The sequence below is a fragment of the Trebonia sp. genome, from assembly GCF_030042015.1.
Lineage (GTDB): Bacteria > Actinomycetota > Actinomycetes > Streptosporangiales > Streptosporangiaceae > Trebonia.
Genome location: NZ_JASIAL010000256.1, coordinates 1 through 18,656, shown reverse-complemented (window position 1 = coordinate 18,656; position 18,656 = coordinate 1). Strand labels below are relative to the sequence as shown.

At 71.5% G+C, this 18,656-nt stretch carries 19 protein-coding genes; 4 read left to right on the top strand and 15 right to left on the bottom strand.

What is annotated here, in order from left to right; translation table 11 throughout:
* The 5 genes from kdpB to Q1N79_RS13745 all read right to left on the bottom strand — a co-directional run.
* On the bottom strand, nucleotides 1–1,448 hold a 1,448-nt coding region (kdpB, locus tag Q1N79_RS13765; protein ID WP_300609069.1), incomplete at its 3' end, for a potassium-transporting ATPase subunit KdpB.
* Between the two features lie 101 nt (nucleotides 1,449–1,549).
* Entirely contained in the window at nucleotides 1,550–3,217 is a 1,668-nt protein-coding gene (kdpA, locus tag Q1N79_RS13760; protein WP_300609067.1) for a potassium-transporting ATPase subunit KdpA, read from the bottom strand.
* A gap of 1 nt (nucleotide 3,218) precedes the next feature.
* A complete protein-coding gene (kdpF, locus tag Q1N79_RS13755; RefSeq protein WP_300609065.1) occupies nucleotides 3,219–3,308 on the bottom strand; it encodes a K(+)-transporting ATPase subunit F in 90 nt (29 codons plus the stop codon).
* Nucleotides 3,309–3,621: 313 nt separating this feature from the next.
* Entirely contained in the window at nucleotides 3,622–4,149 is a 528-nt protein-coding gene (locus tag Q1N79_RS13750; RefSeq protein WP_300609063.1) for a universal stress protein, read from the bottom strand.
* Nucleotides 4,150–4,367: 218 nt separating this feature from the next.
* Nucleotides 4,368–5,882 (bottom strand): PQQ-binding-like beta-propeller repeat protein, encoded by a 1,515-nt coding sequence (locus Q1N79_RS13745; RefSeq protein WP_300609061.1) that lies wholly within the window; start codon nucleotides 5,880–5,882, stop codon nucleotides 4,368–4,370.
* A gap of 197 nt (nucleotides 5,883–6,079) precedes the next feature.
* On the opposite strand from Q1N79_RS13745, the gene Q1N79_RS13740 reads away from it, so the two are divergent.
* The gene (locus Q1N79_RS13740; RefSeq protein WP_300609059.1) at nucleotides 6,080–6,916 is read left to right on the top strand and encodes an SGNH/GDSL hydrolase family protein; all 837 of its coding nucleotides are present in this window, start codon (nucleotides 6,080–6,082) and stop codon (nucleotides 6,914–6,916) included.
* Nucleotides 6,917–6,937: 21 nt separating this feature from the next.
* Here the strand turns inward: Q1N79_RS13740 and Q1N79_RS13735 are convergent, their stop codons facing one another.
* A complete protein-coding gene (locus Q1N79_RS13735; RefSeq protein ID WP_300609057.1) occupies nucleotides 6,938–8,200 on the bottom strand; it encodes a hypothetical protein in 1,263 nt (420 codons plus the stop codon).
* Between the two features lie 199 nt (nucleotides 8,201–8,399).
* On the opposite strand from Q1N79_RS13735, the gene Q1N79_RS13730 reads away from it, so the two are divergent.
* Complete coding sequence (locus Q1N79_RS13730) at nucleotides 8,400–8,903, top strand: hypothetical protein (protein ID WP_300609055.1); 504 nt, start codon at nucleotides 8,400–8,402, stop codon at nucleotides 8,901–8,903.
* Nucleotides 8,904–8,928: 25 nt separating this feature from the next.
* Here the strand turns inward: Q1N79_RS13730 and Q1N79_RS13725 are convergent, their stop codons facing one another.
* Both Q1N79_RS13725 and Q1N79_RS13720 read right to left on the bottom strand, forming a co-directional pair.
* Nucleotides 8,929–9,333: a PPOX class F420-dependent oxidoreductase gene (locus Q1N79_RS13725; protein ID WP_300609053.1), complete on the bottom strand. Its 405-nt coding sequence runs from the start codon at nucleotides 9,331–9,333 to the stop codon at nucleotides 8,929–8,931.
* A gap of 93 nt (nucleotides 9,334–9,426) precedes the next feature.
* Entirely contained in the window at nucleotides 9,427–10,005 is a 579-nt protein-coding gene (locus tag Q1N79_RS13720; protein WP_300609051.1) for a carboxymuconolactone decarboxylase family protein, read from the bottom strand.
* A gap of 133 nt (nucleotides 10,006–10,138) precedes the next feature.
* Between Q1N79_RS13720 and Q1N79_RS13715 the strand changes: the two genes are divergently transcribed.
* Nucleotides 10,139–10,546 carry a cupin domain-containing protein gene (locus tag Q1N79_RS13715; protein ID WP_300609049.1) on the top strand — a complete coding sequence of 136 codons (408 nt, stop codon included), beginning with the start codon at nucleotides 10,139–10,141 and terminating at the stop codon, nucleotides 10,544–10,546.
* An 86-nt stretch (nucleotides 10,547–10,632) separates the two neighbouring features.
* On the opposite strand, the gene Q1N79_RS13710 is transcribed toward Q1N79_RS13715, so the two are convergent.
* The 7 genes from Q1N79_RS13710 to Q1N79_RS13680 all read right to left on the bottom strand — a co-directional run bounded on the left by Q1N79_RS13710 (nucleotide 10,633) and on the right by Q1N79_RS13680 (nucleotide 17,848).
* Entirely contained in the window at nucleotides 10,633–11,430 is a 798-nt protein-coding gene (locus tag Q1N79_RS13710; protein ID WP_300609047.1) for an alpha/beta hydrolase, read from the bottom strand.
* Nucleotides 11,427–12,203 (bottom strand): fumarylacetoacetate hydrolase family protein, encoded by a 777-nt coding sequence (locus Q1N79_RS13705; RefSeq protein WP_300609045.1) that lies wholly within the window; start codon nucleotides 12,201–12,203, stop codon nucleotides 11,427–11,429. Before Q1N79_RS13705 ends, Q1N79_RS13710 begins: the two co-directional genes overlap by 4 nt.
* Nucleotides 12,200–13,726, bottom strand: a complete 1,527-nt coding sequence (locus tag Q1N79_RS13700) for an NAD-dependent succinate-semialdehyde dehydrogenase (RefSeq protein WP_300609043.1) — start codon at nucleotides 13,724–13,726, stop codon at nucleotides 12,200–12,202. Before Q1N79_RS13700 ends, Q1N79_RS13705 begins: the two co-directional genes overlap by 4 nt.
* The gene (locus tag Q1N79_RS13695) at nucleotides 13,723–14,655 is read right to left on the bottom strand and encodes a VOC family protein (protein WP_300609041.1); all 933 of its coding nucleotides are present in this window, start codon (nucleotides 14,653–14,655) and stop codon (nucleotides 13,723–13,725) included. Before Q1N79_RS13695 ends, Q1N79_RS13700 begins: the two co-directional genes overlap by 4 nt.
* 68 nt (nucleotides 14,656–14,723) lie before the next feature.
* Entirely contained in the window at nucleotides 14,724–15,659 is a 936-nt protein-coding gene (locus Q1N79_RS13690; RefSeq protein WP_300609039.1) for a LysR family transcriptional regulator, read from the bottom strand.
* A 108-nt stretch (nucleotides 15,660–15,767) separates the two neighbouring features.
* Nucleotides 15,768–16,592 carry an alpha/beta hydrolase gene (locus Q1N79_RS13685; protein ID WP_300609037.1) on the bottom strand — a complete coding sequence of 275 codons (825 nt, stop codon included), beginning with the start codon at nucleotides 16,590–16,592 and terminating at the stop codon, nucleotides 15,768–15,770.
* Nucleotides 16,592–17,848 (bottom strand): LLM class flavin-dependent oxidoreductase, encoded by a 1,257-nt coding sequence (locus tag Q1N79_RS13680; RefSeq protein ID WP_300609035.1) that lies wholly within the window; start codon nucleotides 17,846–17,848, stop codon nucleotides 16,592–16,594. Before Q1N79_RS13680 ends, Q1N79_RS13685 begins: the two co-directional genes overlap by 1 nt.
* 70 nt (nucleotides 17,849–17,918) lie before the next feature.
* On the opposite strand from Q1N79_RS13680, the gene Q1N79_RS13675 reads away from it, so the two are divergent.
* On the top strand, nucleotides 17,919–18,656 hold a 738-nt coding region (locus Q1N79_RS13675; protein ID WP_367185069.1), incomplete at its 3' end, for an alpha/beta hydrolase family protein.

Here is an 18,656-nt window from a genome sequence, read left to right as displayed (position 1 = left end):
GCGGTCAGCGGGTTGTCGCCGGTGATCATGACGGTCCTGATCCCCATCTTGCGCATCTCGGCGAACCGCTCGGCGATGCCCTCCTTGACGATGTCCTTGAGGTGGATCACGCCGAGCGCCCGCGCGCCGTGGGCGGGGCTGACCTCCGCCACCACGAGCGGCGTGCCGCCGGCCGCGGAGATGCCGTCGACGAGCGGCCCGAGGTCGTCGGGCGGCGTGCCGCCGTTGCCGCGGATCCACTCCCTGACCGCGCTCGAGGCGCCCTTTCTGACCTGCCGCCCCCGGCCGGGCCGCCCCCGGCCGGGCCGGCCGTCGGCGAGGTCGATGCCGCTCATCCGGGTCTGGGCGCTGAACTCGATGAACTCCGCGCCTTGCAGCTCGCCTTCTGTGCGCTCGCGCAGGCCGTACTCGTTCTTGGCGAGCACGACGATCGAGCGGCCCTCCGGCGTGTAGTCCGCCATCGAGGACAGCTGCGCCGCGTCGGCGACTTCCGCCGCGGTCGCCCCGCCCACCGGCAGGAACTGGGTCGCCTGCCTGTTGCCGATCGTGATCGTGCCGGTCTTGTCGAGGAGCAGGGTGTTCACGTCGCCGGCCGCCTCGACGGCGCGGCCGGACATGGCGAGCACGTTGCGCTGGACCAGCCGGTCCATGCCGGCGATGCCGATCGCGGACAGCAGCGCGCCGATCGTGGTCGGGATCAGCGCGACGAGCAGCGCGACCAGGGTGACCAGGGTCTGCGGCGCGCCGGAGTAGAACGCCATCGGCTGCAGCGTGATGACCGCCAGCATGAAGATGATCGTCAGCGACGCCAGCAGGATGTTCAGCGCGATCTCGTTCGGCGTCTTCTGCCGCCTGGCGCCCTCGACGAGGGCGATCATCCGGTCGATGAACGTCTCGCCCGGCTTGGACGTGATCTTGACGACGATCCGGTCGGACAGCACCGTGGTGCCGCCGGTCACCGCGGACCGGTCACCGCCGGACTCGCGGATGACCGGAGCGGACTCGCCGGTGATCGCCGACTCGTCCACCGACGCGACGCCCTCGATGACGTCGCCGTCGCCGGGGATCACGTCGCCGGCCGTGGCCACCACGATGTCGCCGAGCTGGAGTTGCGTGCCTGGCACCGACTCCTCGCGCAGCGAGTCAGCCGAAGCGCCCGGGGTCCAGTTGAGGACGCGGCGCGCCAGCGTGTCGCGCTTGGCCCGCCGCAGCGTGGCCGCCTGCGCCTTGCCACGCCCCTCGGCCACGGCCTCGGCCAGGTTGGCGAACACGACGGTGAGGAACAGCCAGACGACGATCGTCCAGTTGAAGGCCGGCTCGCTGTCCCTGAAGATCGCCGTGTACAGGCACAGCACCGCGCCGACCTCGACGACGAACATGACCGGGTTCCTGATCTGGACCCGGGGGTCCAGCTTCCTGACCGCGTCGGGCAGCGACTTCCAGAGCATGTGCGGGTCGAGCAGCCCGCCGCCGATCCGGTGCTGCGGGGCGGCGCCCGCCGGCCGGCCGGCGCCGGCCGGCGCGGCGGGACCTGTGGTTGTGACAGACATCAGTGCAGTCCTTCAGCGAACGGACCCAGCGCGAGCGCGGGAAAGTAGGTCAGGCCGACGAGGATGAGGATGACGGCGATGAGCATGCCGGCGAACAGCGGCGTCCGGGTATCCAGCGTGCCCGCGCTCGCGGGCACCGGACTCTGCCTGGCCAGCGACCCGGCCAGGCCGAGCGCGAATATCTCCGGCGCGAACCGGCCGAGCAGCATCACGACGCCGCCGACCGTGTTGTACCAGCCGGTATTGGTCGCGAGCCCGGCGAACGCCGACCCGTTGTTGTTCGCCATCGAGGCGAACGCGTAGACGATCTCGGTCAGCCCGTGCGGTCCTGGGTTCAGGATCGAGTTGGTCCCGAACCTCGTGGCGAGCGATAGCCCGGCCGCGGTGAGGATGACCACGGGCAGCGTCAGGAAGTACAGCGCCGCGTACTTCATCTCGGCGGGCCGGATCTTCTTCCCGATGTACTCGGGCGTCCGCCCGACCATCAGCCCCGCGACGAACACGGTGACCATGGCCAGCACCAGGATGCCGTACATGCCGGCCCCGACGCCGCCCGGCGCGATCTCGCCGAGCGCGATGTCGAACAGCGCGATCCCGCCGCCGAACGGTGTCAGCGAATCGTGGAAGCAGTTGACCGCACCGGTCGAGGTGACCGTGGTCGACGCCGCGAACAGCGAGCAGCCGGGCGTGCCGAACCGGACCTCCACCCCCTCATAGGCGCCGCCCGCCAGCTGGGGCGCCGTCCCTGCGTGCTGCGCCTCGAAGAAGCTGATGCCGCCGACCGCCGCGAGCCAGATGGCCGCCATCACGGCGACGAGCACGTAGCCCTGCCTGTTGTCGCCGACCATCTTGCCGAACGCGCGCGGCGTGGCGAACGGGATCAGCAGCAGGATGAAGATCTCGAACCAGTTGGTGAACGGGTTCGGGTTCTCGAAGGGGTGCGCGGAGTTCGCGTTCAGCGGCCCGCCGCCGTTGTTCCCCATGTCCTTGATGACTTCCTGGGAGGCGAACGGCCCGCCGACGATCGTCTGGTGCGCGCCCGACAGCGTGGTCACCGTGTGGTAGGCGGCGAAGTTGTCGATCACGCCGCCCGCGGCCAGGATCAGCCCGCCGACGATCGACAGCGGCAGCAGCAGCCGCAGCACGCACCGGGTGAGGTCCACCCAGAAGTTGCCGAGCCGGTCGGTCCTGGCCCTGGTGAACCCGCGGATCATCGCGATCGCCACCACGATGCCGACCGCGGCGGACATGAAGTTCTGCACCGCGAGGCCGCCCATCTGGACCAGGTAGGTCATGGTGGTCTCGCCGGAGTAGTTCTGCCAGTTCGTGTTGGTCACGAACGAGACCGCGGTGTTCCACGCCAGGTCCGGGGGCACGTTGGACATGTTCGGCCCGATGAACGTGAACAGGTAGTGCTGCAGCCGCTCGAGGCCGTACAGGAACAGGACGCTGACCAGCGAGAACGCGAGCATTGAGCGCACGTAGACGGTCCACCGCATGTCCGCCTTCTGGTCGACCCCGAACAGCTTGTACAGGGCCTTCTCCGCCCGCCAGTCCTTGTCGCTTGTGAAGACGCGGGCGATGTAGTTGCCGAGCGGCACGTAGCACGCCGCGAGGGCGGCGACGAGCAGCGCGACCTGCAGCCAGCCGGCCGCCGTGCTGTTCATCTCAGAACCTCTCGGGCAGGAGGAGTGCCGCGAACAGGTAAATCGTCAGCAGGACGCCACCGATCAGGCCGATCCAGTTCTCAACGCTCAAAGCGCTCAATCCCCTTCACGATCAGGATGAGGACGGCGAAGACGACAATCGTCAGGCCGATGTAAAAGACGTCATCCATGGCCACTCCCGAGGCGTGGTTTGCGCGGCACGGGGACCGGAACGACTCCGGCCCGGTCGAGACCGCACGGTGCCCCGGTGACCGCCGTCCGGGTGAGGGCCGGCGGTCCCGGGAGTAGCACAATCAAACGCCCGAATGGGCAGTGGAAATTAGCGTCCTGACGGCACCCATGCGGGTCTTAGCCGATTCCTAACGGACCCCATGCGCCTGACGCCGGGCGTTAGCCGCAACCAGTTACGTGCCGGGCAATTCCGGGATGTCCGGCACGAGCGCCCGGTGCCGCCGCAGTCCCCACGGCCGCAGCCCGCGTCCCATCTCGTCCATCAGCGCCGACGGCGGGACGGCGAGCACGGGGCATTTGGCGTGCGCGAGGCAGTACCGGCCCACCGACTTGCGCAGCGCGCGGCCGATCAGCGACCGCCGCCCGGTCCCGATGACGAGCAGGTCGCCAGGCTCAGCCGCGATGTCCACGAGGGCGGGCCCCGGTTCGCCGCGCGCCACGCACAGGTCGACCTGCAGGTCGCGGGGAATCCCGCCGAGTCCGGCCTCGAACGCGGCAAGCAGTCGCTGCCTGGCGGCGTCGTGCCACACCTGGCGCAGGTAGGGGGAGGGGTGGCCCCGCTCGGCGAGGTCGCCGCCCGGCGGTATCCAGCTGATCACGGGCACCAGCGGCACCGCGCGCTCACGCGCCTGGCCGGCCGCGTAGCGCAGCGCCTGCAGGCTGCCCAGCGACCCGTGCACGCCGACGACGATCCGACGCACCGCCACCACGATGCATCGCCTCCTGACCTCACAGTGCCTCGTCCATAGGCACTTTCACGCGCTACCACCATCAAACATCGCCGCGGCGGCGGAGCGCGCGGCTCCTGGCGGAACCCTGATGAAACATGACCGAAACGTTACGGTTCACAGGCAAACCCTTACCCGCCGTAACACAAGTTATTATCCCGAACGGGCCGTGGCGCCTGCCCAGCGCCCGCTCACGCCCCGTTGATCGCGGTGACGCCGTCCAGGGTGCCGAGGAACACGGTGCCGCCCACCAGTGTCGGCGCCGAGAAGTGCGGCAGTCCTCCTGGGATCGATATCTGGTAGCGCACGGCGCCGGTGGCCGGGTTGAGCTCGTACAGCGTGCCGGCGGCGGTGCCGCTGAAATTCCACGCGGTCACCCAGACGGCGCCGCCGCCGACGGTCGGCGATCCGTTGGAGTCGGCCGGCCCGTGCCACAGCACCTTGATCGTGTGCTTGGCGGCGCTGACCGAGACGGCGGCGATGCCCCCGCTGCCGCACGGCTCGTAGATGTCGCTTCCGTTGACCGCCGCCGCGCCCTTGGCGCCGTAGCCCGAGATACTGCAGATCGCCGCCTCCGCGAGCTGGCCGCCGATGCCGCCCAGGTGCAGGGTGTCCAGCAGGTAGCCGACGCCGCGCTTGCCTACGATGAACGTCACGTTGCCGGCGGCGAGCACCGGCTGGGTGGAGCCGAGGTCGTAGTCGTTGGCGTTGTCGTTGGCCCAGGTGGAGGGCGCGAACAAGTCGATGCGCTTCAGCGTCGGGGTGAGCCTGATGACCGCGTCGCTGCCGTCGTACGGGGGCGCCGTCGCCTCGCCGTTCGCGATGCCCACCCACAAGTCGCCGTCCGGCCCGAGGACCGGGCCGGCGGTGCCCCAGACGGCGCCCTGCCGGGTGGTCGGGGTGAAGTAGCTGACCAGCGCGCCCTTGCCGGACAGCGGCACCCCGACGATCGAGCCGATGTGCGGCCCGCAGTTGCCGAACAGCCCGCCGAACGACACGTAGACCCGCCCGTCCGTGATCGCCAGCGCGGGCCGCTGCTGGTTGTATTCGGGGGTGTTCGCCGCGGACGTGATCAGGACCGCGCGCTTGACCTTGACGGACCCGTTGGTTATCGACAGGCCGTAGAGGGTGTGCTGGTAGCCGGGGGTGGTCTCGGCGACCGCGTACACCAGGCCGTTGGCCTGGTCGTAGATCGGCGTCCCGGTGATGCCGAGCGGGAAGATGTCGCCGCACCCGTTCAGCGCGCTCTGCGGGACCGGGGTGCCCAGGTGGGTGCGCCAGACCACCTTGCCCGTCGACTCGCTGAGCGCGTAGACGGAGTCGTCTTCTGTCGCCGCGATCACCAGGTTCCCCACCACCAGCGGCTGGGCGTAGACGGCGCCGTCCAGGCGGGCCGTCCACCGGGTGGTCAGCTTGCCCGCCGCCGGCAGGCCGGCCGCGACCCCGGTGTGCGCGGCGTTCTTGCCGAACTCCGGCCACGCCGCCGCCGGGTAGTTGGCCGCGGCCGCGCCGCTGTCCGGCGATCCCTGGGAGGTGCGCTGGGAGGTGCCCTGCGCGGTGGCCGCCGCGGCGCTCGAGCACGCGGCGAGCACGCAGACCGCCGCCGCGGCCGCCGTCCTGCGCACCGCCCTGCCGCCCGCCCGCCGTGCCTGGACGCCTGCCGCGTCCCCGAAGAGCCCGACCATCGCTACCCCAAGTGCGCGCATGCGGTCAGTGTCGCAGAGGGGACGAGCGTTATGGTCCGGCAAAGGTGAACAATTCCTCTAAGTCCGGCCGGCTCAGCGGCCTATGCTCCGCTGATCGCGGTGACGCCGTCCAGCGCGGCGCCCCTGACCACCTCGGTACTCTGGCCGCGCGCATGCGATCAGTGTCTGTCTGGATGCACTGGCATGATGGGTTGATTATGGATGACAACCTCTTCCCGGGCGGGCCGGGCACCGCGTCCTTCGTCGCGCTCGGCGACAGCTTCACCGAGGGGCTGAACGATCCGGCCCCAGGCGGTGGGTACCGCGGCTGGGCGGACCGGCTGGCGGGGATGCTGGCGGCGCGGCACCCGGACCTGCGGTATGCCAACCTCGCGGTGCGCGGCAGGCTGCTGCGGCAGATCGTGCACGACCAGCTGCCGGCGGCCATCGCGATGTCGCCCGCCCTGGCCGGCCTCGCCGGCGGCGGCAACGACATCCTGCGGCCCGGCGCCGACCCGGACGTGCTCGCCGAGCTGTTCGACTCCGCGGTGGCGCGGCTGGACCAGGCCGGCTGCCGGGTGCTCATGTTCACCGGCTTCGACCCGGTCGGGTTCCCCGTGCTGCGCCTGCTGCGCGGGCGGATCGCCGCCTACAACATGCACCTGCGCGCGATCGCCGACGCCCGCGGCTGCTACCTGGTCGACCTGTGGTCGATGCGGTTCCTGCGCGACCCCGCCGCGTGGAGCCCGGACCGGCTGCACCTCACGGCGCAGTCACACCAGCGCATAGCGCTGCGCGCCTGCGAGGTGCTCGGCGTCCCTGTGACGCCCGCCGCCGGCGAGCCGTCGGCCTTCTCCTCGCGCGCCCCATCGCGCGTATCGTCGCTGGTTCCGCCGCGCGGCGACCGGGCCGCCTGGCTGGCCGCCCGCCGCGAGGACATCCGCTGGGCCCGCGAGTACGCGCTGCCCTGGGTCAACCGCCGCCTGCACGGCACCTCCTCGGGCGACGGTATGCCCCCCAAGCGCCCCGACCTCCAGCCGGTAACCCCGCTCTGACAACTCTTCAGATTCGCGCCCTCAGCGGGAGGTCGGGGCCAGTGGCCGGTGCCTGGATTGCCGGATATGTCCGGCCCGCACCCGGCCGGGGCTGGCTAGCGCCAGCATGACGGCGAGCCCGGCGACCAGCGGCGCCCACCAGATCCACGCGTCGTGCGACGGCCCCTGCGCGGCGGCCGTGATCAGGCCGCCTGCGACGGACGCGGCGACCAGCCGCGGCCAGCTCAGCGTCGCGGCGGGGATGAGCGCCGCCGCGATCGGCGGCCACGGGTAGTAGGAGACCATCACCGGCTCGAAGAACGACCGCAGCGCGAGCGTGAGGGCGACCCACCACAGCACGTCCGCGAGCGCCGCCGTCGGCCACCGCGCGCCGCCGGTCTCGGCCGCGGTCAGCCGGGCGAGCCAGCGGCGCCGGACCACCACCGCGCAGCAGCACGCGAGCAGGATCGTCGCCAGGCGCGCGGGCCCGGCGGCGACGTTCCCGCCGGACAGGTGCGGTGCCAGGTCCGTCCACAGCGTGGGGTGGTTGATGATCGGCGAGTCGGGCTGGCTGGTCACCGCCGTATACGTGGCATGCCAGTTCGCCGCCGCCGCCGCGCCGAGCAGCACGGCCGAGGGAACGGCGGCGCGCACTAGGAACATGGGTACCCGCCGCCACGCGAGCATCGCCACCAGCACAGGCAGCGCCAGCAGGACCAGCGGCTGGACGCAGACCGCGGCTCCGGCGAGCCAGCCCGCCGGCGCGGTCCGCGACCGGCTGAGCGCCAGCACCGCGTACAGCAGCAGCCCGACGGCCACCGCGTCTTCCGGGTGCCCCCAGCGGGCCGACACGTTCCACAGCACGCCCGCGCTGACCGCGGCGAGCCACCCCCGCTTCCACCGGGGCACGCCGAGCTGCTCGGCGAGCGCGTCGGCGGCGAACAGCGTCACGCAGCACAGCGCGATCTGATACGGGCCGGCCAGCAGCCAGACCGCTGGATGCAGGTTGTGCGGGCCCGGGATCCGCAGTGACAGCCCGGTCGCCGAGATGAGGGCCGCGCACGGGATGAGGATCACCGCGGCGCCCGGGAGCGAGACAAGCCCGGTCGGCGGCGTGTACAGGCCCCCGATGTCCCCGTGCGCGAGGCGGGTCGCCGCGGTCAGCGTTCCCCACAGGTCATACGGCAGCGCCCACTCCGTGTGCCCGATCTGCGTCGGCCCCCACGTGGTGGTGTACATCCCGACCGCGAGCAGGCCGACGCTGGCGAGCAGCGGAAGCACTCGCCGCTTCAGTCTGTCCCGCATGCCCGTGCCTCCCCGCGCCGCCAGCCGCGTGCTACTGTACCGGCGCCGGTCCCGGGCGCCTATCCGCCCGGGACCCCGCGCGGCCGCCAGGCAGCGAGGCCAGGGCAGGGGCCGGCCTGAGCGGGCCAATCTGACACTGCGGCACATGAGGAGTAGTGTCGCTTGCGATCTTTCACGCGCTCGCTCTGAAGGGGCGGCCATGTATCAGCCTTATCCGGGCGGGAGCCAGCTTCCCCAGCCTTCGTTTTCGCGGCCGCCCGCGCCGCCCTCCGTCGTGCGGGCCGCCCAGGTCATGTACGTGGGAGCGGCGGCCAGCCTGATCGGCATCATCATCGACATCCTGGAGCGCCACGCGATCAGGAACGCGCTCGCGACCCGCAAAATGGCCCACCCCCTGACGCCTTCCGAGCTCACCACGGACTACCACCTGGTGCTCGGCGTGTTCGTCGTCGGCGGCCTGATCTCTGTCGGGCTGTGGATCTGGATGGCCCAGAGCTGCAAGGCGGGAAAGAGCTGGGCACGGATCGTCTCGACCGTGCTGTTCGCCCTGAGCACGATCGACGAGCTGCTTGGCGCGGGCCTGGGGGGCGGCGGCGGAGTGCGGATCTACGGGCTGCTCATCTGGGTGATCGGCCTGATCGCCATCATCCTGCTGTGGCAGCGCTCGTCGACGGCCTACTTCAGGCCCGTGCCGCAGTACTGACGCCGCTCGCCGCGGCCCTGCCTGGTCAGCCTTTCGCCGCCTCGGCGGCCGCACCCCAGGTGATCACCCGGGCGGGGTGGATGGTGACGACCACGCGCCGCTCGCCCGGCTTGTCCATGGCGCGCAGGTCCGCGCCGTACTTCGCGCCCACCCTGTCCGCGAACGCGTAGTCGTCGTCCGGCGTGATCTCCGCGTCGCCGCGCAGTTCCACGTACCGGTACGGGTCGCCGAAGATGATCAGGCTGCACTTGGGGTTGGCTTGCAGGTTCTTCACCTTCTGCCGGGCGGTGTTCAGCGAGAGCCTGACCGTGTCGCCCTCGGCGAGGAACCAGGTGCCGGACAGCTGCGGCCGCCCGCTGGCCCCGATCGTGCCGAGGGTGGCGACCTGGGCGCCGAGCAGGTCGCGGTGCGAGTCGGGAATCGTTGTCATGGCACGAACTTTACGATGTCTTAGCCCCGGAATTCACGGCGGCCCGCGGTCACCATGACAGGGAAACCGGAACGGGCGGGGGCGCGGGAGCGCTCAGCGTTCGGTGGCCCGCACCGGGACCTTCGCGTAGCCGCGGACGTCGGGGAACGGCGCCTCGACGGCCTGCAGGTCGACCTGGAAGGTGTTGAGCAGCATCGCGAGCATCGAGAAGTTGCCCAGGCAGCCGATCACGTCGACCAGGCCTCGCTCGCCGAACTCCGCCAGCGCGAGCGCGAAGGTCTGGTCGCTGACGAAGTGGTCGCGCAGGACCTCCGTGCTCAGCTGGTAGAGGGCCTGCTCGTCGCCGCTGGGGAACGACGGCTCCGCGCCCGCCGCGAGCGCCTGCAGGCTCTCGGCCGAAACCCCGAGGTCGACGGCCTTGCCCACGTGCGCGTTCCACGAGTACTGGGCGTCGAAGTGGCGGGCCGCGATCAGCAGGCTCAGCTCGCGCAGCCGCGGGTGCAGCGCGGACTCGAAGCGGCAGTACGCGCCGAGCGCCTCGACCTTCTCGCACAGCTCGGGGCTGCGCAGCCACACCAGGAACGGTCCGCGGGTGCCGCCGCGGCGGCTCGCGATCCGGTCGCTGATCTCCTGCTGGCGTGGGGACAGTTCGGTCAGGGCGGGCAGGCGCATCTCGGGTTCCCGTCTGTGCTCGTGATCGGCTTCGCTGCACGCATTGTGCCTGCTTCCGCCGCGCCTGCCGTGCAGCCTAAGGATTCGCGCAAGAACGGCCGTCCCACCGGTGCCCGGCGGTAGCCTCACCGCCATGACGGTCATCAAGGCGGCTGCGGTCCAGCGGCTCGGCCGGGGCGGCGGCGTCGTCACGATCCCGCTGATCACGCGGCAAAGCGCGGCGGAAGAGAACAAGATCACGACCGGGATCAGCGTCTATCCTCCAGGCACCGGGGCGCCGCCGCACACGCACAACTGCGATGAGCACGTGACCCTGCTGGCAGGCGCCGCCGAGGTCGAGATCGGCGGCAAGGTCACCCCGCTGGTCCCCGACGACACCACGCACGTCGAGGCGGGCGTCGTGCACTGCTTCCGCAACACCGGCGAAGCCCCGATGAAGATCTTGTGGGTTTACAGCTCGGCCTACGTCACGCGCACGTTCGCGGACACCGGACAGACCGTCGAGCACCTGTCCGCCGCCGACCAGATGGTCCGCGACTAGCGGAAACCAAAGACGTGGGATAGAAACCCACCATTAAAGGTGGTTTTCTATCCCGCATCCTTGACTACGCGGCAGCCGGCCCGCTCCTATGCCGTCGCCGCGACCTCCTTGAGGAACCGGCGCACCGCGTCGTTGAACAGCGCCGGCGTCTCCCAGTACATGGAGTGCGGCGCCCCGGGCACGATCTCCACCCGGGCGCCGGGCAGCAGCTCGCCGGCGCGCCGCATGGTCGACGGGCTGAGCACGCCGTCCTTCTCGCCGCCGAGCAGCAGCACGGGGAACGGCGCCGCGGTCAGCTCGGCCACGGTCGGGCCGTCGGAGTTGAGGTTGCGCAGGTCGGCCATCTTGGCGGTGTTGAACGTGCCCATCTGCCTGAACAGGAACGCCAGGTCCGGCCGCTCCGCGCGGAACGCGGGCGTGAGCAGCCGGTCGAGCACCGGCAGCTGCTCGGCACGAGCACGGTCGGCCCGCACCAGCTCGGTCAGCTCAGGGTCGCGCAACCCCCCGAGCGAGTGCGCCAGGATCACGCCGCGGACCCGGTCCGGCCGCAGCAGCGCCGCGCGCAGCGCCGCCGCCGCCCCGATCGACTGCCCGGCGAGCACGCAGCGGGCCGGACCGCCACCCAAGGCGACCGTGTCCAGCACCGCGCTGATGTCGCCGGGGAAGGCGCGCGCGTCGTGCTCGCCCGGCCACCGCGTGTTGCCGAAGCCCCGCAGGTCCATCGTGACGACCGTGTACTCCCCGCTCAGCGCGGCGACCTGCTGCCACCACGCGGCGTGCTGCCCGCCGGACCCGTGCACGAGCAGCAGGCCAGGGCCGGCGCCGTGCACCTCGTAGTAGACGCTGACTCCGTCGCTGTCCGCGTAGCCGGCCAGCTCGCTCATGGCAGTTCCTCCTCGATGACCGGGTTGGCGAGGGTCCCGAGGCCGTCGATCGTGATCGAGACGACCTGCCCGGGAACCACCGTGGCTGTCTCGTCGGTGCCCAGCCACACGACGTCGCCTGGCCGCAGGGTGATGTAGCGGGACATCGCGCAGATGAAGTCGTACGGGTCGAACAGCATGTCCCCGGTGGGGAACGACGCCTGCACCGAGCCGTCGACCCGGACGGTCGTCGTGGCCGACAGCGGGTCCGCGCCTGTCACGATGTACGGACCCATCGGCTTGAACGTGTCGCTGTTCTTGCACCGCCAGAACGTGCGGTCGGTGCGCTGCCAGCCGCGCGCGCTGACGTCGTTGCCGATCGTCCAGCCGAGCACCGCGGCCCTTGCCTCCTCCCGGCTGCAATGCCGCACCGCCGTGCCGATCACCGCGACGAGCTCACCCTCGGCGACCAGCGGCTCGTCGCAGTCGGCCGGCCGCACGATCGGGGACAGGTGCCCGGTCAGCGCGTTGTTGGCGCGGTACCCGATCTCCGGCCGGCCGGGCACCGCCTGCCCGCCGTCCGCCGCCCGCTCCGCGTGCCGCTTGTAGTTCAGGCCCGCGCAGAAGAAGGTCCCAGGGATCACGGGCGGCAGCCACCGCACGTCCGCGAGCCGCCGCTTCCTGTTCAGCTTTTTGTATATTCCGAACGGTCCCCCCGCGACTGGCACCACGTAATCGTCCTCGACCAGCCCGTACCGCGCCCGTCCGGCGTCCTCGAACCGGCACCAGATCATTTGTCTCCCCCGGGGGGACGACCCCCCCGGTGACCCCCCCGACTGGGGGGACTACCCGTCCCCCCAGACCCCCCTGAGAGCTTGTGCGAGACGCGCTTGGTGACCAGGAAGCCCGCCAGCCCCTCCGGGCCGCCCTCCCGGCCGTAGCCGCTGTCCTTGACCCCGCCCGAGGGTGCCTGCGGCACCGAGCCGCCGCAGTGGTTGATCGACAGGATGCCGGCCTCGAACCCGGCGATCAGCTTCTCGGCGGTCGCGGCCGAGTCGGTGTAGGCGTAGGCCGCGAGCCCGAAGGGCAGCGAGTTCGCGACCTCGAGCGCCGCATCCAGGTCGTCGAACGGGGCGATCGGCGCGACCGGGCCGAACGGCTCCTCGCTGAGGATCGCCGCGCTGGCAGGCACGTCGGTCAGCACGGTCGGCTGGTAAAAGTAGCCCGTGCCCTCGATCGGCTGCCCGCCGGTGACGACGGTCGCGCCGGCGCTGACCGCGTCCTCGATGAGCTTCTGCACGGCGACCAGCCGCCGGTGGCTCACCATCGGCCCCATCTGCACGCCAGGTTCCAGGCCGTTGCCTACCTTGATCGCGGCCATCGCCTCGGCGAACGCCTGCGTGAACGCGTCATACACCCGCCGGTCGACGAGGAACCTGCTGGGCGAGGTGCATACCTGCCCGGCGTTGACGATCTTGGCGCGGACGGCGGTCCGCGCGGCCTTGACCGGGTCGGTGTCGGCGCAGACGATGACCGGCGCGTGTCCGCCGAGTTCCATGTGGGTCGGCTTCATGGCGCTGGCGGCCAGGCCGGCCAGGTGCTTGCCGACCGGCACGGACCCGGTGAACGCGATGAACCTGATCGCCGGGTCCGGGATCACCTTGCGGGAGATTTCGTCAGGCACCCCGAACAGCACGTTCAGCACCCCCGGCGGCAGGCCGGCCTCTTCGAAGGCCCGCGCGATCAGCGAGACCGTCCCCGGCACCTCCTCGGACGGCTTGATCACGATGGAGCAGCCGGCGGCGAGCGCTGCCGAGATCTTGCGCATCGGCCCGCCCGCCGGGAAGTTCCACGGTACGAACGCGCCGACCGGGCCGACCGGCACCACCCGGACCGACAGGATCTCGTCCGGCCCCGACGGGATGATCCGCCCGTACGCGCGGCGCGCCTCCTCGGTGTTCCACTGCAGCCCGGCGGCCGCCCGGTGCACCTCACCGGCCGCCTCCGCGAGCGGCTTGCCCTCTTCCAGCGTCATGACCCGGCCGATCTCGTCCGCCCGCTGGTGCAGCAGCGCGGCGGTCTTGAGCAGGATCGCTGACCGGTAGTCAGGCCCGGCGTCCCGCCACTTCGGGAACGCCGCCCTGGCCGCCGCGATGGCGGCGTCGACATCGGCGGGCTCGGCGAACGGGACCCGGCCGAGCACGTCCTCGGTGGCCGGGTTGACGACGTCGGCGCCCCGGCCGCCGGAGCCCTGCCCCCACTCCCCGTCGATGTACAGCGAGAGCTGCGGGTATCCGGCCTGCCCGGTGGTGGTCATCTGTGGTCACCCTCCTGCGCGTCGCGCTCGGTCTTCAGCGTCCAGATCGTGTGCGGCGGCGTTTCCTCGTAATCGTTGGGGCCGTAGCTGTCGTCGACGCGGTCCATGTCGGCCGCGAACTCGACCCGGCCGCCGCAGGGCGCGTGGATGAACCGGAAGATGTTCGAGCCGACCGTGTGCCGGCCAAGGCGCCGCGCCTCGTGCCAGCCGCGCTCGATCATGTCGTTGGCGCCGACGATGACCTCGTCGACTCCTGCGACCTCGTAGGCGCAGTGGTTGACGCCGGCCCGGTCGGGCCGGTGGCAGAGCAGCAGCGTGTGGTGGTCGGTGTCCCCGGGGGCGCGCATGAACACGCCGACCTTGGCCACCCGGTCGGTGGGCACGAAGCCAAGCCGTCCCGTGTAGAACGCCACGGCCCGCTCCCGCCCCGCCTTCGGGATGTCGAGCGCCACGTGGCACAGCCGCAGCGGCCGCACCCGGCCGGGCGGCTGGAGCGGCTGGTTCCACCGGTTCACGTTCCCGGTCCTGTTGGCGCCGGGGTAGCGGGTCTTCCCCGTCGTCGGCTGGCTGACGGCCAGGCCGACACCGAATCCGGTCTCGTCGACCGTGTGCGCCACGCCGTCGGCGTCGGTGTAGATCGACCGGTCGGCGAGCAGGTCCGCCGTCAGCTTGTCGAGCGAGTCGGGGGTGTCGACGCCCCAGACGATCTCGCGCAGGCTCGGCCCCTCCTGCACCGGCGGCGGAAGGACGGGGTCACCGGCCTGCCTGAGCTCGACCACCTGGCCCGTCTGGGTGGCGAACCGTGCCCCAGGGGCGCTTCCCGCCCCGTCGCCGTCGATGGGCGCGAGCCCGAAATCGGCGAAGAAACGCGCGCACTCCTCGAGGTTGGGCACGCCGTACACGACCCGTTCCACCCGCATGACCGTCATGGCTGGAAGCATAGGCGGGCGAGCCCGTCAGCCGGCGAAGCCTTTTGTTGCAGGTTCGGCGGGCCTGGCTACGCGGACTTGGCCTGCTCGGCGGGCCTGGCCTGCTCGGCCGGCGCGTGCTTGCGGAACCATTCGGCGACGAAGTCAAGGAACAGCCTGACCCGGGCGAGCGACTGGCTGCCGGGGGAGTGCAGCGCGTACAGCGGCCGGTCGGGGATCTCGCAGTCAGGGATGACGCTGACCAGGGCGCCGTCCGCGAGTTCCTCGCTGACCAGGCGGATCGGCAGCACCGCCACGCCGCGGCCGGCCAGGGCCGCCTTGCGCAGGGTCAGGTAGCTGTTGGAGGAGTAGACCGGCTCGTTGACCTTCAGGTGCACGTCGTGCCCGTCATCGCGCAGGTGCCAGATCGGGTCGTTGGTGTTGACCAGGCAGTCGTGCTCGCCGAGCTGGGCCACGTGCGTGGGCTCGCCCGCCCGGCGCAGGTAGCCGGGGGAGGCGCACAGCGCGAACTTCAGGTCCGCGATCTTCCTCAGCATCAGGTTGCAGTCGCGGACGTGCCGGGTGTGGAACGACACGTCGAAGCCCTGGTCGAGGAACTCATACGAGCGCTCGGACATGCCGCCCACCTCGAACCGGATGTGGATCTTGGGGTAGCGGGTGGAGAACGCCACGATCGCGTCGCCCACGTCGTTGCTGCCTATCCACTTGGGGCTGATGATGGCCAGCGACCCTTCGGCCTTGTCGCGCAGCCCGCGCAGCTGGGCCTCTTCCCTGTCGATCTCGTCGATGATCCGGGCGGCGAACTCCGCGTAGCGGGTGCCGGCCTCGGTCAGGCTGATCGTGCGCGCGGTCCGGTTGACCAGGTGCACGCCGAGCGAGCGCTCAAGCTCGGCGACGTGCCGCGACACCAGGGAGCCGGATATCCCGAGCGCCCGCGCGGCCTGGCTGAAACTCCGGGATTTCGTCACGCCCACGAAACTGCGCATGACCGTTAGCTGGTCCATCTCACCCCTCGCCGACGAGGACGCCCCGATTATCCGGTCTTGCCGGGCCGCCGGGAGCCGCAAAAGCCGAAACCTTAGCTTGCATGCTACGTGCGGGTGGGCGGCTTCTCAGCCGGCCAGGAATTTGCTTATCGCGGACCACGTGCGCTCGGGCTGGTCCACCTGGACGACGTGGCCGCAGTCGTCGAGCACCTCGAGCTGGCTGCCCGCGATGCGGGTGCCGAACTCGTGCGCGTAGGCGACGGGGACGAGCGCGTCCTCCCGGCCCCAGACGAGCAGCGTCGGCACCGCGACCCGGTGCAGCCGGCGGCCGAGGCCGTGATCGGCGATCGGCCAGGCGAACTTCGTCGTGCAGCCGATGTTCCATGCGGACTGCGCGATCGCCTTCGGGATCTGCCCAGGATCGGCGGGCAGTGCGAGCGCCGCCTGCGCCGCCGCGCTGCCGGGGTGCGCGAACAGGTACCTCGGCAGCTCCTGCGGCGGCCCGGCCACCATCTCCATCAGCGGGATCGGCGCGTCGTCGCGCCACAGGCCGGCCGGCGAAAGCAGCACGAGCCTGGACAGCAGCCGCGGGAAGGTCGCCGCCAGGTCGGCCGCGACCATGCCGCCGAACGACTGGCCAAGCGCCGCCGGGCGGTCGAGCCCGAGCGCGCGGATCGCCTCCTCGTACAGGAGCAGCAGCTCCCAGAACGTCTGCACCTGGTGGATCGCCTGCGGGTCGCCTGGCGAGGTGCCGGGATGCTCCGGCGCGTACACGGTGTACTGCGCGGCCAGCTGGTCCAGGAGCGGATCCCAGGCCAGCCCCGACAGCGGGTGGAAGAACAGCACGGGCGGCCCGTCGCCGGCGACCTTGACGTGCAGCCGCAGCCGGCCGTCCCAGACCTCGACCGCCTGGTCGCGGACGGCCGCCGCCCCCGCCGCCCCCGCCGCCATCACGCCTCCCCGCCGGCCGCGGCCGGCGCGAACCCGGCCGCCGTCCCCTGCGCCGCCGGCCACCAGCGGTTTTCCCAGCCCTCGGCGTCCCAGATCGGCCGCAGCCGCGGCAGCACCTGCTCGGCGAACAGGGCGATGTTCTTCTCGGTCAGCCCGCGCGGCATCGAGCCGTTTTGCAGCATGACCAGCAGGTTGCCGATCCGGAACTCGCGCACGAAGGCCTCGATCTGGTCGGCGACCGTCGCGGGGCTGCCGACGATCGCGACCTGGGTGTCGACGAGCTCCTTGAAGGTCGCGGTCCGCATCCGGGCGAGCATCCCTTCCGGGCCCCCGCCGCGCACGATCGCCTCGATGCCCGCGGGCTCGATGTAGCCGGGCACGGCCATGGCGGTGCCGGGGATCGCGCCGGGACCGTTCCTGTAGTGGTCCTGCAGGTGCCTCGCGTACTCCTTCTCGGCCCGCTCGTCGGTCTCGGAGACGGCGACCACCTGCATGAAGGCGAGCCGGTAGGGGTTGCGGTCGCGGCCCATCTCCCCGGCCATGTCCCAGTACCTGTCGAAGACCTGCCGTCCGGCGAGCTTCGGCCCGTCCCAGCTCAGGTAGACGAAGGCGAAGTCATTGCGCAGGATCTCCCGCAGCGTCCCCGGCGTGCCCGTGCCCGGGATCCAGATCGGCGGATGCGGCTGCTGTATCGGCCGCGGCCAGACGTTGACCAGGCCGTACTTCTCGAAGCGGCCGTTCCACGGGAACGGCCGCGGCTCCGACCACGCCTTCAGGATCAGCTCGCGGTGCTCGCGGGCGCGCTCGCGGGTCTCGATCGCCGGCAGGGCGGCGTTGAGGTTCGCGTCGTAGCTGAGCCCGACGGGGAAGCCGGCGATCAGCCGCCCGCCGCTCATGCAGTCGAGCAGGGCGTATTCCTCGGCGATCTTCAGCGGCTCGCGCGTCTTGCCGAGCGAGCGGCCGACGGCGATCGCCACGTCGAGCCCCTCGGTCTGCGCGGCGCAGGCCACGGCCGAGGCAAGCAGGGTCGGGTTGGGCGACATGTCGTAGGAGGACTGGCTGTGCTCGGTGACGACGATGCCGTCGAGCCCGGCCCGCGCCGCGGCCATGAGCTCGGCGTACGCGGAGTAGAGCGACTTTTGGACCCGCTCCGGTTCCACGATCTCGTACGGGGGGAGCACCGCGGACCAGTGCTGGTCCCCGAAGTCCTCAGGTAGGTAGCGGTAAGGCACTTGCTGGGCCAGGCTGACCTTCATTGGTCGTCTCCTCCCGCACTCGACGCCACTAGCGGATCACAGCGCGGTCACGTCTGCAACCATTGCGATCATGACGAACACACCAGAGGCGACCGCGCTCGCCGTTCTCGAGCTGGCCGCGCAGGGGCGGTTCGCCGAGATCAGCGAGCGGTTCGCGCCCCAGCTCCGCCCCCTGGTCCCGGCCGAGGCGCTGCGGGCGGCCTGGGCGGCCGAGCTGGCCAGGAACGGCCCGCTGTCCTCGGTGGGCACGCCGGTGGCCGAGCAGGCCGGACCGGGCGCGGTCGTGGTGAAGATCCCGGTCAGCTTCGCCGGCGGGGCGGCGACGGTGGCGATCGGGCTGGCCGGTGCGCAGGGCTGGCTCACCGGCATCCAGCTGCTGCCGCCCAGCGCGGCCGAGCCGGCCGTCCCCTGGGAGCCGCCCGCGTATGCCGACCAGGACAGCTTCACCGAGCAGGATGTCACGCTCGGCGACGGGCCGCTGGCGGTGCCCGGCACGCTGAGCGTGCCGCGCGCAGCCGGGCCGCTTCCCGGGGTGGTGCTGCTGTCCGGCTCCGGGCCGCACGATCCGGACGAAACCATCGGCAGGAACAAGCCGTTCAAGGACCTGGCCTGGGGCCTGGCCAGCGCGGGCGTGGCCGTGCTCCGCTTCGAGAAGGTGACCCACGCCCATCCCGCCGCGGTGGCGGCCAGCCCGGACTTCACGCTCACCGACGAGTACGTGCCGCACGCGGCCGCCGCCATCCGCCTGCTGGCCGCGCACCCGGCCGTGGCCGCCGGGCGGGTCTTCGTGGCCGGGCACAGCCTCGGC